Raw genomic sequence first — 15,677 nt, 5'->3', positions numbered from 1 at the left:
TTTTCTTGGAACATAAGAATAACAGTTACAAAATTACAGAAAATACAAACTCTACTCTTCTTCAAACAGTGTTCACTTATACAGCCATTTAATCAAGTCTACCATTGAATTACTCAAGTGTGATTTTCGGACGTCAGCTAGTCACTATAAAATTAGCAATACAAAAATTCAAACGAGTAGTTTTTGGAAAATGAAGATATGTATCGCTAACTGTCTAAGAAACACACTAGTCATATTAAAAATCAAAATTGGCGCTTTCATCAAGCAATTAAACACCATAAACTTTTGTCCAGAATAATGGTCACAATAGGTTATATCTTCTATGGTTTACCGTCTAGGAAAATAACTCTGTTCTTTTGATTGCATATTGTGTATAAATTCTCAGATTTTTTCCTTAGACTAGATTACATTGAATGAAGTCATTTATTTGATTTGAAAGTATGGAACTACAATAAATAAAGAAGCAAGTAAGACTAAAGCAATTATTATGACTGTATATATGCTTTTTATTAAAACGCCAAAAACCATAAGTAACAAAGGCATTAATATAGTGAATACTCCAATTATAAATAGTATAATCCCCATTCTTTTTGATAACTTATCCTTATCACCTAAAAAAGTAAAGTCATTGTAATTTATTAATAGCACTAATATTTTTTTTACACCAATTAAATAGGCAAATAATAAGCATATAATCCCGCCAATAATATAGTTCATCAATCTCTTTCACCCTTTATAATGGCTTCTAAAAATTGCTTTGAATCAAATCCTAACTCTGCATCGGCTTGTTTTTTTATTTCTGTTTGATTGTCTAAAAAGAGCTTATACTTAGAACTTATTTTATATAACATATCACTAAATTTACTTCCTTCTTTTAATTGTGGAAGGTCATTTCCGCTATTTACTTGTTTAATAAAATTCTCTTTAAACTCTTCACTTGTTTTAACATTTTTAACCAAGTCTATTATTGCTTGTTTTTGTTGCTCAATTAGTTCAGGGTCTTTATTAATTATTTTATTTACAGTATCATAATTGCTCTTCTTAAGTCTTTCCAACTCTTGCTCATTTTCCATAATTAACTTCATAATCGGATGATTATCCTCTACCTCTTCTATGTCATCCAAATAACTAACTAAATTTAACCAATCCAAGCGTTTACTCTCATTATCAATAGTAACTTCTAAAAAAGGCTCAAACATAACAACAACAAATTCACCAAATTTACCCGGGAATATTCTCAAGATTTTATCCAGTATATATTCTTTCTTTTCTTGATCTTTTAACTGCAAAGTGTCTTCTAAAATTTTAACCTTATCACTAAAATCGTCTATTTCATTTATATTTTGTATGAGAGTCTCTGTTAATAATCTTTGTTGCTCAAGCTGCTTTAAATTTATATTAATTTGATTTAACTGTTCATTTAGTAATTCTGAAAGCCTTCTTTCTCCAATTAGAAGAGATTTAATTTCTTTTATAGGCATATGAAGCAATCGAAGGGACGCAATTAAGTTCAACTGAGAAACTTCTTTTTCCGAATATTCTCTATACTGATTCGTTGGGTTTTTATTAACTTCAATTAATCCTTCAGATTCATAATACTTAATCGCTTTTTTGGTTAAACCTGTTAATTCAGATACTTGTTTAATATTCATTACATTCACCCCTTAGAGTTTTCACTTTTATCTTAAAGGTGTCCGTGAGGGATATGTCAATAAAAAAATGGATCTTAACTTTTTAAAATTAAGATCCATTTTAGAGTTTAATTTAATCTCTCCACCATGTTTTTAGTAAGCATTTCATTCATCAAAGAGGTTTTATCATTAGTCACAGTGGAAGCTACAACAACTGCTCCGGCCACAACAGCTACCCATATAGCAGCTACTGCCGTCCACGTAACAAATGTGACACAAGCTCCTTCGGCAGAGTCAACTTGAGTATTTTCAGAAATATTTGGATCAACTTTTTTTAGAATTTTTCCGCTTCTTGTAAGAAGTTCCTTGACTTCTTTTGGATCCTTTTTTTCATAAATGGCTTTCTCTAAATTATTGAAGTAGTCTGGATCTACTTCCTTCATTTCTGCGATTAACTTAAGTGCTTTTCTCTTCGATTCTTTTGTAGACAATTTTTTCAAATTCTCTTTGCTCCAAACTTCCGGAAAAAGTTTTGCTACATCTCCTTGCCCAAAGGCTACACCAGCATAAATTTCTTCACCAGAAAATTTATGGCCTTCGATAGCCTCAGCAGAGTTAAAATGACATGTAATTGATGAAACTAACAATACAAAAAGAATGAATATTAAGTTTTTTTTGTTGATGAAATTCCCTTTCATTTCTTTTCCCCCTTCTTATTTAATAATTCAGAACCTTTTGTTTATCCCCCCTTTCTAATAAACCTTTTTTAAGATTCATTTTTTTAAACTTGAAAGGTTTGTCTAAAGGTCTTAAATATAAAATTAAAATACTGCACATAATCATAGAAAAACTAATCAAACCAAACATAATTGCAAAAATATCATGCATGAGCAGTCCTATATAGAATAAAAGATTCCAACTTTTTTTCGGTGCCAGTATAGCTGCAAATAATAAAAACTGAATGAGCAATGTTCCCCAAGTAGCTACCACAATATATTTACTAGTGATTATAAATTGAAACACATGAAGTATCGGCTCTGGAAATCCCAACATTAAATGTTGAGAATAGTAATAAACTGCTGTTCCATTAATCCAGTCTTCCTCACCTAACTTAGCTATAAATGAATTAAAATATAATATAGAAACTTGTACTCTTATTACAACAAAAGAGACCAACGCTATCATCCTAGCATAAAACTCTCCGTTGCTTTTAATGTCACTTACTTTATTATTACACCAATGCCATTTTCTACCGTCGGTTAATGTTATAGGTAAGAGCAATAGAGTAAATACCGCATTCACCTGTTCGCCACCATCAATCGTAAGTGCAGAAACTTGCAAACTATAACAGATCCACCAATGGAAAAACCCAGTGATTCTCGGTCGCCAGCCAGTTGCTATAATTATCAATAACAATACACAAATCCACCGTACTATATTCAGATGAGAATAATCATTTGAGGTAAGGCAAAAAACACTTGGAATAGTTTTTGGACAATAAGGATAAGTATCTATTCCGCTAGCTGGTCTAAAAAACACACTGGCATCATTAAAAATAAGTGTTAGAGCTGTCGACAAAGCCATTAAACTTCTTGCTAATCCATAAACATTTGTCCATGGATAGTTACAATTAACCCAATTAAAAGTTTTTTCATTGAATGTCTTATAAACACCTCCATTTAAGAACATTTAACTTCAACTCTCAATACTTTAGATTCTTTTGAAATATTACTTCTACTTTTATTGCTCCATGCCCAAGGTATAAGTGTTTCTCTGGATAAACCTAAGTTTCCGCACAAAGATGGATTAGGTGTTTTATTTTTTATAGCAAATAAAGTATCAGTCTTTTTTAAACAAGCTCTTGATCCGTCATGACAGTTCTTCCATTCTATAGAGCTTGGAATCTGTTCGATTAAATATCCCAACTCAATCCCTTGCGCTCTTCCATGTCTGTCTAACCCGAAAATGTTCTTAAAGCTATTATTTGGCCAAGAAACTGCCTGTGTATAATTTTTAGTTTCATAGACATTTACCATTTCTTCTCTAGGATTTTTACTGAAAAACCCCCAACCCTGAGGATATAGAGTTTTCATGAAACTTTGTTCATCTAAATTTGAAGACCATGGATTTGCGGGTAAAACGGCAATGATCGACTTACCTATAAAAACCATCCACACAGCAGAAATGACTACTAACATTAGAAAACTCTTGTTTTTTATCGAACTTTTATTCATATCGAATCTCCTGTATATTTGTTAATGGTTATTATACATATATTTACATAAAAGAAAAAGGTAAAATAGAACTGTATTTATTTGGTTGTTTTATTCTTTAATAAATTTAATTTCCTTTTTGTTTTTCTGTATGTTTATTTTTATTTTCTATTATTCAATATATTAGTAACCCGTTTTTACTCACTATACATTCAAGTTTTTTTGATAAAAAAAAGAGAGCTTATTAGCTCCCTCTACAAATTATTCAAAATCATCCGAATTTCTTTTACTATAAATCACTAACCCTTTTCTAATTTTTTCGATGTTTATAAGATTTCTTAATTTCATATTTCGTAATTCAATTTTTTATTTTTCTATTAGACCTAATCACTTATTCTTTTATCGAACAATCAATACAGGGCAGGGCGATAATTGAGACACTTTATGGCTGACGCTTCCAAGCATCATTTCTTTCAGTCCGCTGATGCCCCGGCTGCCGACTACGATCAGGCTGGCGCTTTTCTCTTTTGCGGTGTTTAGAATCTCATACGCAGGCTCGCCTTGCGCGTAAATCGTTTCAGCTTGAACGCCGTTCTCGGCTGCTTGTTCTTTTGCCTTTTCAAGGATGTTCAGGCCTTCTTTTTTAACCTCGCCCCTGATTTCTTCAATAAAATGTTCAGGCACATAGACAATTCCCGTCAGAGAAGAAGTCGTGACGACGGCTTCTCTCCCCACATGAAGAATGCTTAGTTCCGCTTGCTGTTCTTTGGCCAAATGCACTGCGGCTTCAAGCGCTTTTGCACTCATGTCTGATCCGTCAATCGCAACTATCATTTTGTTAAACATGCTCTTCCCGCCTTTCAGACTGTGGGTGGTTCATCTTTCTCTTTTATTGTCCGCCTGCTTCCGGTTATTGTCAATTGAGGCGCATGAGTATTCAAAAAGTTGTCAGAGACTCTCTCCATTTGTGGCGATGACCTGCTGATACCAGTCGAAGCTTTTTTTCTTGATGCGGTTTAATGTTCCGTTGCCTTCATTGTCCCGATCAACATAAATGTAGCCGTAGCGTTTTTTCATTTCTGCCGTGGATGCGCTGACAAGGTCAATCGGCCCCCACGACGTGTATCCGATTAGGTCGACACCGTCAGCAATCGCTTCCCGGGCTTCAATGAGGTGCTCTCGCAGATAGTTGATTCTGTAATCATCCTCAATAGAGCCGTCCTCCTCCACTTTGTCTACCGCACCAAGGCCGTTTTCCACGATAAACAGCGGCTTCTGGTAGCGTTCATATAAGGTGTTGAGCGTGGTTCGCAAGCCCTTCGGATCAATCTGCCAGCCCCATTCGGATGATTTCAGGTAAGGGTTTTTGACGCCGCCCAGCAGGTTGCCCCCTGATTTTGCGAGTTCTTTTGGATCAGTGCTTGCCGCCATCGACATGTAGTAGCTGAATCCGATGTAATCCACCGTATGTTCTTTTAAAATCTCTTCATCGCCAGCAGCCATTTCAATTTCAATATGATTTTCTGCTAAGAAGCGTTTCATATAGCCCGGATACGCGCCTCTAGCCTGCACGTCAGAGAAGAAAAGGGTTTTGCGTTCATTCTCCAGTGCCGCGAAGACATCCTCCGGCTTAGGTGTCATCGGATAAGTTGTCGTTGCCGCTATCATACAGCCGATTTTCGAATCAGGGATGATCTCGTGGCCCGCTTTGACGGCAAGAGCACTGGCCACAAATTGGTGGTGCGCGGCCTGGTACATCGCGTTTAATTTGTTTTCTCCTTCTTCAAAAACAAGCCCGCCGCCGGTAAATGGCGCATGGAGCACCACGTTGATTTCATTGAACGTCATCCAGTACTTCACTTTGTGCTGATAACGTTTGAAAACAGTTTTGGCATAACGTTCATAGAACTCGATGACCTTGCGATTCTTCCAGCCGCCATACTGTTTCACTAAACCGAGCGGCATTTCATAATGAGAGATGGTGACAACAGGCTCTATCTCATGCTTTAACAGCTCATCAAACAGATCGTCGTAAAAGTTGAGGCCTTCTTCATTTGGCTCCTCTTCATCGCCATTCGGAAAAATCCTCGTCCACGCAATGGATGTGCGGAATGCCTTAAACCCCATTTCCGCAAACAAAGCGATGTCCTCTTTATACCGATGATAGAAATCAATTCCGTGATGATACAGATTCAAGGACGTCATCGACTCATCAAATGGAGACATAATGCCGTTCGGTGATACGTCAGCCGTTGAAAGCCCCTTGCCGCCCTCGTTATAAGCACCCTCGACTTGGTTAGCGGCAACCGCGCCGCCCCATAAAAATCCTTCTGGAAATCGTTTTGCATTTGAACTCATATTGATCACCCCATCAGTTTTTTTAAGATAAAGCAAGCAGCGCCTCTTTTGTCTGCACTTTGCCGATTTCTTTCACCGGCGAAATCGAATATTGATCTGTGTTGGTCACGATCACCGGGGTAATGACGTCATATCCCGCCGCTTTGATTTGTTCGAGATCAAAGGAAACGAGCGGATCGCCCGGCGCGACCTTGTCGCCTTCTTTGACGTGAGCGGTGAACCATTGTCCTTCCAGCTTCACCGTGTCCAATCCAATGTGTATGAGAATTTCAGCTCCCTGATCACTCGTAATGCCAATCGCGTGTTTTGTTTTAAAAATGGTGGTAACGCTGCCATTCACAGGTGAAACTACTTCTCCTTCTTCCGGCTCAATCGCGAATCCTTTCCCCATGATCCCGGCAGAAAACACTCCGTCATTGACTTCACTTAATGCCTTTACTTCACCTTTAATCGGACTGTGAATGATTTCTCCGCTGCCTTCATGGCCATTTGTCACAGACGGCTGCTGATCACTGTCAGACGGCACATCCTCGAAACCAATGAGATAAGCTGCCGCTGTTCCCGCCGCGAACGCAATCACAAGACCGATCATGGCGTAAATAAACGTTGGGCCGATAAAGACAGGGATACTCGGCAGACCCGCATTCCCCCCGACAATATAGGAAGCAACACCCGTCACACCGTAAAATGCTCCGCCGGCCGCGCCACCCAGCAAAGCCGCCGCGAACGGTTTTTTCAATCTCATATTCACGCCGTACATCGCAGGTTCTGTAATCCCCATCAGCGCCGTGACACTCGTTGTGAGCGCAAGTGATTTAAACTTTTTGTTTCTGGAGCGAAGGAAAACGGCAAAGGATGCCCCGGCCTGCCCCATATTCGCCAAAAACATAGCTGGCAGCAAGTAATCGTGCCCGTTTTGGGCGATGTTGTTAATCATAATCGGCACCAGTGCATAGTGCATGCCCGTCATAATGATTAAAGAGAATGTTCCCGCAAGCAAAATCATTGCAATAAGCCCTGCATGATCAAATAAAACGTTTACACCGACAGACAAGTATTCTCCTAAAATAGCGCCTAACGGACCGACTGTAATCAGCGTCAGCGGTACAACAATCAGCAATGTCAGGGTCGGAACCACAATCAGCTTCAGAGAAGAGTGGGTGACCCGGTCAATCCACTTCTCAACATACGATGCGATCCAAATCGCCAGCAAAATCGGAATGACTGTTGACGAATACGTGGCAGCGGTTACAGGAAGCCCGATAAAGGAAATCGGTTTCCCCGCTCCAAGCAGCGCCGTCAAATCCGGGTGCAGAATCGCCGCCCCAATCGCCGCCGCTACATATGGATTGCTTCCGAACTTTCTCGCCGCGCTCATCGCAAGCAGAAGCGGCAGGAAGTAGAACGCGCCGTCACCGATAGCCGAAAGAATCACATGTGCCTGGCTCGTCTCTGTCATCCAGCCGAATGTAACAGCTAACGCAACAAGCCCTTTAATCATCCCTGCTCCTGCAATCGCCGGAAGAATCGGGGTAAACACACCAGAAATCACATCAAAGACCGCACTCAGCACATTCTTTTTTTGCGAGGATGAACCCGCGCTCTTCTCATCACTGAGATTGCTGTTCCGCAGCATCGCCTGATACACCTTCGGCACATCGTTTCCGATAATAATTTGAAACTGCTCGCCGCTGATATTTGTGCCCATCACACCCGGCAGCCGCTCCAATTGACCGCGATCCGCCTTCAAATTGTCATGAAGGTTAAAACGAAGCCTCGTCATGCAGTGAATCACGCGCTGAACGTTTTCTTCACCGCCTACGAGTTGTAATATGTCTTTCGATAATTTATCATAATCCATGTGTATACCTCCTTTTTTTGGGGGGACCCGCTGGATGAAAGGTGGCCGCCTTTCTCCAGCTTTTTTTGTATCAATTGCCGCATCACCTCCTACATTGAGAATAAAAAAACCTAAATGACACAGATTGCGAGAGTCTCCTCCTGCACCTGCACCATTTAGGTTTTGCCTGCTTTCGCAGTAACAATCCTGACGGGTCGATGTATTTGTTTGTAGGTATACTTTAGCACTAGGTTTATTTTATGTCAACGCTTTCATTTTTGGTATTGACTAAGAGAATTGCTTATTAAGGACTGTTTTAGTTATAGCGGTAAGCCATTTTGTATATATTGTTTTTCTTTTACTAAAAAGTCTTGAAACAAATTGCATAATCTATTTATATTTTTCTCATAGGAATGTAAATGCGGATTGCCTGCATCATTAGAAGGCTGATAATAAATAAAACCCTCCATATCTTCAGGGTAATTCATATCTGCGTACACTTCTGCAAGCTTGCTCAAGAGCTCAACATGATCAGTGTACTTTAATTTTATTTCAAGAAGAATAACGTATCTCCATTTTCTTTTTTCAACAGCATAAAAACTATCTATTTCAACTCGTATTATATTTAAAATGGTTTCTTCAATATTATCCTTGTCTGCCCAAGCCAGTTCTAGAATTTCTTCTTGTTGTACATTGGGATGGTCCACCAAATATTCAACAGCATAATTCATGACTTCCATTTTGTTTATCCAACCCTGCTTCAATCCAACATAAAGCGTTTTCCAATCATAATTTACATGATGTACTTTGAAAGTATTTAAGGTGATTTTCAATTTCTAACATCCTCGAATTTTTTATTTCATTCCCATATATTTCACTATTAAATAAAAATTACCCCAAGTTGCTTGTTAAATTTAACTTTTACCTTTAGTTCGTTATGAATATATATGAATAGATCAGAATTACACCTCTTTAATTGAGTAACATTTACCAACTTAGATTCCAAAACGATCAACTCATTAAAGGTAAGACTTAAATTGCACTTCAAAGCGTACACATCCATTGTAAGAATCAGTTTAAAGCCTTTCATATCCTGAATAGAGTACATGAACACTTCTGCAAGGGGATCGCTCGACACGCTGACTGGCTCACTATCAAACAGTTCTAATAAATCATATTCATTATAAGTAGTAAAAATTATAAACCGCCCCTTACTTTTTTATTTGTTTGCTAGAAAAAGATGATAATTGTGAAAAACCTCGAAAGGCATTTAGCCAATCAAGGTAGTAATAAAAAAGTTAATTATTTTTCTTGTCTATGTTTGTGATATCACATTTTCCAACATGAATCTCATAATTTTTTTCTTCTGCAAAAATTTGAGCAATACTTCCCGTCGACTTATCAGCTAATATTATATCACGATTTTCTGATGTTTCCCAAAGCTCTTCAATTGCTTTTGTAATATCGAACACTCTAACATTAGCCCATACTGGAAATTGACAATTTGGTACCAGAATAACCCATTCTTTATTTTCCTTTAGAAAATCCAAAGAACTTTCAAACCAAGATATAAAACTAATAGTATCTCCAATAGGTTTAGAATATGTTGGTTCAGAATCTATCCTACGGAATTGTTTCAATGGAAATTCAAATAATTTCAACCACTGTGAATCATAATCTTCAAAGTCAATAAGCTCTATATATGATAATTGATTTAAAGTTTTTTTAGCATTCATCAATGCTATTTTCTTTAGTATCTTTTCATTTTGATATGACATCACTATTACCTCTTTATCTATTATAATAAATGTGATGGTCTCCATTCGGACCATAAATATTAGAGTATCTTTCTTTCTTAAAATCATACTCAAATGGATTAGCACCGTCTTTTGGTTTTCCTGCATGTGAATGCAGTCTTCCATCATTTATATGCTCTACAATAACCCTTTTTCCTTGAGGGGTATCGTATTCATAGTAACGCCCGTGATGAGTTGGGTTTGAACTGTACTCGTAATTTTTAAAGTCGCCACCCTTTTTATTGATATTATCTCCGACTTGCCATTGACGTGTAGGTTGTTGGCACCTAGGTACACCTGCTAAATCCTTCGCATTGTTAAATGCCTCTTTTCTATTAAGATTCCCCGTATTTTTAGAAACGTTTTTAACTTCCTTAGCCTTCTTCGCCTTTTTCCCATCATCAATTAGTTTATTAATATCTCTTAACTTTTCTAACTTAGCTATTTTAGCAAATGGTACTGAGTTTATGGAGGCAACAATACGGTCATTTCCTGTGACTTTTTTGCCTGTTATAGGGTCTCTGCCCGTGACGGCCTTAAAAAGATCATTCACGCCGGTAAGATCTACAGCTGTCTCTAAGATCTTCACATATCCACTCTCATCCACTTTGATGTCCGAAAGCGAGACGACAGGTTCAAGTTTCATGTTATTACCTGATATGTATACATTGTAAAGTGTATCATTATAAACAACTTGCTTAACCTCTGCATTTGAGAAATCAGTTTTTACATGTTCTACATGTTCACTCGTATTATACACTTTACCATTAATAATAATGATATTTTCATTTACCTTTTTAGAATGGCCCGTTTTGACAACTGCATCGACTTTAGACTTTTCTTTCTCGTCTAGCTTCTTCAACATCATCTCCATCGGTGAATCAATCGCCTGCTTCATTTGCGGGTTAATGGCGCCGAAGGTTTGGTTGATGTTTTCTTCTTCCTGCGATTTCAGGATGGAGCCGCTTTTGTAGCCTGTGATTCCGATTTTTGGGCCGGTGTACATCGTTTCGAGCTGATCTATGTATTTTTTCATCGTTTGAAAATCTGTTTTGGCTGTTTCTAATGCCTGGGTTTGCTGGCCGTCAAAGTGAAAGAGCTTATTCAAGGTATCCGAAATCAGCCGTTCAGCCTGTTCTGTTTCCATTTGAAAAAAGGTATCCTTAACTGTCGGCAGGCTGACGATGTGGCCAATGGCTGATGTCTGGCGATTGACTGCGTGTGTGAGCTGTTCTGTCACTTCTCGTGCATGCTTGACCCCGTGTCTTGCATCGTGTAAGAGAAAAGCCTCCGCTATCATGCCATGGGAGTCAGATTCTACAGAGGAAATCGCATGCTGCGTTTGTTTCAGCACTTTTTTGTATTCGTCGATAAACATGCCGAAGAAAAGGAGAAATGGTTTATGATTAGATTTATAAAAGATTAGATTTATAAAAGATTATTTTTATTAAAAAACCTTGAAAGGCACTTTGCCAATCAAGGTAAAACAGTTACCACTATACTACTCTAAAGCTACTCACTAGGAAGCAAAGCAAGAGTCCTGAAAACCATTTAATTAAAACAGTTATGAATTGAGACTTTTATAATCAGGAATCTCTTCTAACATGAAAAACCTCTAGTTGTTTATCATATAACATGTGTATTAAATCCGAAATTGCTTACAGTTCCGATATATTCATATTCTTTTAGTATAACTATAAGCGACTAGCCAACAACTTTTTTTGTATTATCCTTGTAATTTAAAGTATTGAGCTAAATTATTCATATACTTATCATAGTCATCGTCTTTACATTTATTCATGATAGTCTCTACAGTAGAATTGACAGTTTTTATATTAAAATCTCTCATTATGATATATCCATGACCTAATTCAATTTTTGTACTTACAAGTATCTTATCCAATCTTTTAGGGCTAATAATATTAAAAGTAAATAAATCAGAAGCGCCTGGTATATCAGGCAATCCTACGTCAAGTTCAAATGAAACGTAGAAATCATCAGCATCTTCACCCCAATTTTCATAGTCCTTAGTTAAAGCTTTAATTTCTAAAATAATCATATCCCACCTTTTAATCTAAAATATCTACATGTACATTTCTTAATTCTGTTTTTGATCCTACAACAGTAATTTCATTTTCAGTGAAGTTAGCTCTCCACATTTTTTCCTTTGGTTTATATTGCAATCTAAAAATTATTGTTATTAAAAAACCTTGAAAGGCATTTTTCCAATCAAGGTTAATAATCGTCATCGTTTTAATTTTCACTTAAAGATTCTTTTATTTGTTCCATTACATTTTTTAGCCATTTAATTGGTTCTAAATTAATCGCAGGAAATACACGCCATCTGCGCTAGATTGAATGTAATCATTTTTCTCATTGTCTGAATGCTCACTTTCAATAAAATCCGTTAAAAAGACAATAACATCTCCAAATACTCTTTACTTTCCTCTGTTAATAACTCTTGTAAAGCGTCATCGGGAGATTCAATATCATGATGGAATGTTCCAGCCCAAAATTGAAAAACAGGGTCACCTTGCTTGCTTATTGATCAATAACATGTCATCTCTCTCCTTTTAAGGAGGGTTTGCTAAAATGTTTAAATCATTCTTCATCTAATAAATCAAGTATTCTTTTCCTGAATATATAAATACCAAAAGGGAACAAAAAGAAAAATACACCATATGAAAAACCAGAAATCACATACAACTCTATATCGTGAATTCATTGGCGTTTGCTAACCAGATTGTCATGATAGTTAAAGATATTCCTGCTAGGGACAAAAAAATCTGAAAGATTAGTAACGATTCATTTATTTTTCTCAATAAAAATTTCTCATCTATCTTCTTCACTTTATATTTAAACAGAGTCTCTTAAAAATTCTATGCTTATCCTATCAACCTTTATCTCAACATGTTCCCCAATCAAATAAGGATATTCAGAAAAATACTCATCTTCATCAGTAAGAACGATTCCTGCATCAATTGAATTCTCTTGCAAAATTCCACTAATATAATACTGATATCCCAAATCAATCCGTTCTAATTCTTTTGTTTTTCTTTAATTTCACGAATAACTAACTCATCCAAAATCGTAAAACCAACTAACACAGGATATTTTTTCCCCACTTCAATTTCATAAGGACAGACAGAAGAAAAACCTGTAAATTCTATCCCTTCTATTTTGAGAATCACTTCCTCTTCTATATGTGGATCAAGTCCTTTAACAAATGCATTATATATCATAGGAGAACCTCTTTGTTTCTTATTATATTGAACGCAGATTAAAACCTTGAAAGGCGTTTTGCCAATCAAGGTTTTATTATAAGCTAAAACTCAAAAACTGTTTTTTCTGGAAATATCCTCTTTCTCTTACTAAATAAACTGCTAATCTTTGTGCAGCTCGATCAAAATAAAATGTTGACAGAAAATCTTTATCAAGAATCTCCTCTAACGATGAGAACCTTCTAGTTATTCGATTTTACCCATATTTTTTTTTGTTAGGCTCGAATTTGTAGACTATTGTTTCATCATCTTGATATTCTTTTAGTAATTTTTTTCGTAATTAAATTACAATAACTCTTTTAATATTTTTTCCGCTTTATACAATTCCTCAAGTAATGGATTTTCATAGTCATTAAAACTATCCATATAACCCCTAACCCCACCAATAATGTTAATTTCCCTAATATCTTTATTTTTCTCCAATATATCTAATGCATTTTGATATCTTTTATATAACAGTTGATATATACCATTATTTATTTCACTATTATAATCACTTTCCAGTTTACTTATTACTTTTTCTACTTGTATGGTTAATTTTTCTTTGCTATTCAACTTATTATCCTCCTTATCGGCTTGGAACTTTTCTTATCTCCTTTATCCATTCTGATGGCCACCCTTGCGGCAGAAGTATTTGGTCTCCTTCACCTTTTAATAATGTTCCTGTTTTTGTATATTGCTTTTCAACCCTACCAATATTTAGTATTTGTCCTTTAGGGACTTCTATTACTGCTTCAAACTCTCTTGAATTTTTCCAATCTGGCACTAAAGCTGTATTTATTTTCGCATTGATTCTATTCCCAGCAGGTCTAGTAGTAACAAATGAACCATTAACTCTTGCACTCCCCCCAAAGGTTCTATAAAAATTGATATTCTCCTTTGTAATTACAGTTCTATAATTACTATCAGTAAACGACTCACCGACCCACTTTGGTAAATTTTGCATCTCGATTTCCTTAACTTTATGATCGATACTTGTGGAATACTTACCAGCTTTCTTAGAAACTACCTTCTTAACTTCACCCTTACTTTCCTTCTCCACAACATGTTTAGCCACTTTGGTTACTACACGCTTCCCGCCTCGCACCGCCAATTTTTTAACAGCACCCTGAGGACTTACCCACTCAACAAATTCATACTGAGTTCCGGAAAGAAACGAATCAAGCGGCTTAGCTCCACCTACTTTATCCTCTGGAATGTAAGAAACTTCTTCTAGCCGCTTTTTCCCTCCAGCATAGAATTCTCTCACAATTTGCCCGTTTTCATATACAAAATATTTACCGCCGACGTAGTCAATGCTTGCAGTATCACTTTCTAACTCGTCAATCACTTCAATCGTATCTATCTTTTTTAATCCTTTATGATTATACAGTTTATCATCTATCACCCGTATGTCATTATACACTTTCGGATGGGCTGCTGCTTCTTTCTGTAATACCGTTAAGTTACTGTCATCAGCATGAATCTCACGCTCGATCTTCTGTTGTTTGCCATCTTTCATCACGGTATCAACGTTGGACTGCTTATGTTTCTCCAGCTTCTTCAACATCATCTCCATCGGTGAATCAACCGCCTGCTTCATTTGCGGGTTAATGGCGCCGAAGGTTTGGTTGATGTTTTCTTCTTCCTGCGATTTCAGGATGGAGCCGCTTTTGTAGCCTGTGATTCCGATTTCCGGGCCGGTGTACATCGCTTCGAGCTGATCTATGTATTTTTTCATCGTTTGAAAATCTGTTTTTGCTGATTCTAGCACGTAGGTTTGCTGGCCTTCAAATCGAATGAGCTTATGCAGGGTGTCTGTAATAATCCGTTCAGCCTGTTCTGTTTCCATCTGAAAAAAGGAGTCATTGACTGTTGGCAGGCTGATGATGTGGCCAATGGTCGATGTCTGACGATTGACTGCGTCTGTGAGCTGTTCTGTCACTTCTCTTGCATGCTTGACCCCGTGTCTTGCATCTTGTGAGAGAAAAGCCTCCGCAATTATGCCGTGGGAGTCAGATTCTACAGAGGAAATCGCATGCTGTGTTTGTTTCAGCACTTTTTTGTATTCGTCGATAAACATGCCGAAGAAAAGGAGAAAGGGCTTGTGGCACTCCTCGTAGAAGGTTCGGATCGCATCTCCGCCTTTTCCTTTTAACGCATCCTTCATGCCTGCCAGATGCTCAACGCTTTTTTCCAGCTTCTCCAGCTGCTGTTTTTGCTTGTCCAGTTTCTCAATTGTATGCTGAATACCCTCGTGAAGAGCGTGGACATCTAATGTTTTCAATCCCTTGTCCTCCCGCGCTTTATTTCATGGAAGATGATACGTTCTCGTCCGTTTCCTTCATGGCGTTTACCGCGCTTTCCGTTTGTGCGATATGCTTGGCCAGAACGGACGCATATGCTTCAGTGAGCTTTTTGATGTCCTTATTTAATTGCTCGATGGACTTCACAACGTTTAAATGGTTTTTGCCTGAGATATGGCCGGGCACGGAGGATTTGAGTTCAGCTGAATTCTTGAGCTGAGAAAGCCCTTGCTTCACTGTGCCATACACCATTTTGATTTCCTGTGCCATTTG

The 15,677-nt window shown here is 37.3% G+C and carries 15 protein-coding genes and 4 pseudogenes; all 19 read right to left on the bottom strand.

Translation table 11 applies throughout. From position 1 onward, the window contains the following. Nucleotides 1-423 precede the first annotated feature (423 nt). A complete protein-coding gene (locus tag BV11031_RS19880) occupies nt 424-717 on the bottom strand; it encodes a hypothetical protein (protein WP_231559193.1) in 294 nt (97 codons plus the stop codon). After that, entirely contained in the window at nt 717-1,652 is a 936-nt protein-coding gene (locus BV11031_RS19875) for a MerR family transcriptional regulator (protein ID WP_129550931.1), read from the bottom strand. The genes BV11031_RS19880 and BV11031_RS19875 overlap by 1 nt, the downstream gene beginning before the upstream one ends. 107 nt (nt 1,653-1,759) lie before the next feature. Then, nucleotides 1,760-2,329 (bottom strand): sporulation delaying protein family toxin, encoded by a 570-nt coding sequence (locus tag BV11031_RS19870; protein WP_039075013.1) that lies wholly within the window; start codon nt 2,327-2,329, stop codon nt 1,760-1,762. A 19-nt stretch (nt 2,330-2,348) separates the two neighbouring features. After that, nucleotides 2,349-3,320: a sporulation-delaying protein SdpB family protein gene (locus BV11031_RS19865; RefSeq protein ID WP_039075012.1), complete on the bottom strand. Its 972-nt coding sequence runs from the start codon at nt 3,318-3,320 to the stop codon at nt 2,349-2,351. Next, nucleotides 3,311-3,865: an SdpA family antimicrobial peptide system protein gene (locus BV11031_RS19860; protein WP_039075011.1), complete on the bottom strand. Its 555-nt coding sequence runs from the start codon at nt 3,863-3,865 to the stop codon at nt 3,311-3,313. Before BV11031_RS19860 ends, BV11031_RS19865 begins: the two co-directional genes overlap by 10 nt. Before the next feature lie 378 nt (nt 3,866-4,243). Beyond that, on the bottom strand, nt 4,244-4,690 hold the full coding sequence (locus tag BV11031_RS19855) for a universal stress protein (protein ID WP_129550930.1): 447 nt from the start codon (nt 4,688-4,690) through the stop codon (nt 4,244-4,246). A 102-nt stretch (nt 4,691-4,792) separates the two neighbouring features. Further along, a complete protein-coding gene (gene bglH, locus BV11031_RS19850) occupies nt 4,793-6,202 on the bottom strand; it encodes an aryl-phospho-beta-d-glucosidase (RefSeq protein WP_129550929.1) in 1,410 nt (469 codons plus the stop codon). 22 nt (nt 6,203-6,224) lie between these two features. Continuing rightward, the gene (locus BV11031_RS19845; protein ID WP_129550928.1) at nt 6,225-8,063 is read right to left on the bottom strand and encodes a beta-glucoside-specific PTS transporter subunit IIABC; all 1,839 of its coding nucleotides are present in this window, start codon (nt 8,061-8,063) and stop codon (nt 6,225-6,227) included. 299 nt (nt 8,064-8,362) lie between these two features. Beyond that, entirely contained in the window at nt 8,363-8,875 is a 513-nt protein-coding gene (locus tag BV11031_RS19840) for a DUF2247 family protein (protein WP_206702275.1), read from the bottom strand. 465 nt (nt 8,876-9,340) lie between these two features. Continuing rightward, nucleotides 9,341-9,820 (bottom strand): hypothetical protein, encoded by a 480-nt coding sequence (locus tag BV11031_RS19830; protein WP_180298660.1) that lies wholly within the window; start codon nt 9,818-9,820, stop codon nt 9,341-9,343. A gap of 13 nt (nt 9,821-9,833) precedes the next feature. Next, nucleotides 9,834-10,046: pseudogene (locus tag BV11031_RS19825) on the bottom strand (HNH/endonuclease VII fold putative polymorphic toxin); the annotation flags it as partial. 129 nt (nt 10,047-10,175) lie between these two features. After that, a pseudogene (locus BV11031_RS19820) lies at nt 10,176-11,258 on the bottom strand (T7SS effector LXG polymorphic toxin); the annotation flags it as partial. A 306-nt stretch (nt 11,259-11,564) separates the two neighbouring features. Continuing rightward, the gene (locus BV11031_RS19815; protein ID WP_206702276.1) at nt 11,565-11,897 is read right to left on the bottom strand and encodes an Imm8 family immunity protein; all 333 of its coding nucleotides are present in this window, start codon (nt 11,895-11,897) and stop codon (nt 11,565-11,567) included. Nucleotides 11,898-11,907: 10 nt separating this feature from the next. Next, nucleotides 11,908-12,102, bottom strand: coding sequence for a hypothetical protein (locus BV11031_RS19810; protein ID WP_129550927.1), 195 nt, complete (start codon nt 12,100-12,102; stop codon nt 11,908-11,910). Continuing rightward, a pseudogene (locus BV11031_RS19805) lies at nt 12,092-12,383 on the bottom strand (contact-dependent growth inhibition system immunity protein). Before BV11031_RS19805 ends, BV11031_RS19810 begins: the two are co-directional and overlap by 11 nt. Nucleotides 12,384-12,694: 311 nt before the next feature. Continuing rightward, a pseudogene (locus BV11031_RS19795) lies at nt 12,695-13,080 on the bottom strand (hypothetical protein). A 324-nt stretch (nt 13,081-13,404) separates the two neighbouring features. Next, nucleotides 13,405-13,674, bottom strand: a complete 270-nt coding sequence (locus BV11031_RS19785) for a hypothetical protein (RefSeq protein ID WP_014665976.1) — start codon at nt 13,672-13,674, stop codon at nt 13,405-13,407. A 13-nt stretch (nt 13,675-13,687) separates the two neighbouring features. Then, nucleotides 13,688-15,385 (bottom strand): ribonuclease YeeF family protein, encoded by a 1,698-nt coding sequence (locus BV11031_RS19780; protein ID WP_129550926.1) that lies wholly within the window; start codon nt 15,383-15,385, stop codon nt 13,688-13,690. A 19-nt stretch (nt 15,386-15,404) separates the two neighbouring features. Then, the gene (locus BV11031_RS19775; RefSeq protein WP_129550925.1) at nt 15,405-15,674 is read right to left on the bottom strand and encodes a YwqI/YxiC family protein; all 270 of its coding nucleotides are present in this window, start codon (nt 15,672-15,674) and stop codon (nt 15,405-15,407) included. Nucleotides 15,675-15,677: the final 3 nt, after the last annotated feature.

The sequence above is a fragment of the Bacillus vallismortis genome, assembly GCF_004116955.1.
GTDB lineage: Bacteria > Bacillota > Bacilli > Bacillales > Bacillaceae > Bacillus > Bacillus vallismortis.
Note: the sequence above shows the minus strand (reverse complement) of the source record. Positions and strands in the feature narration are given on the sequence as shown.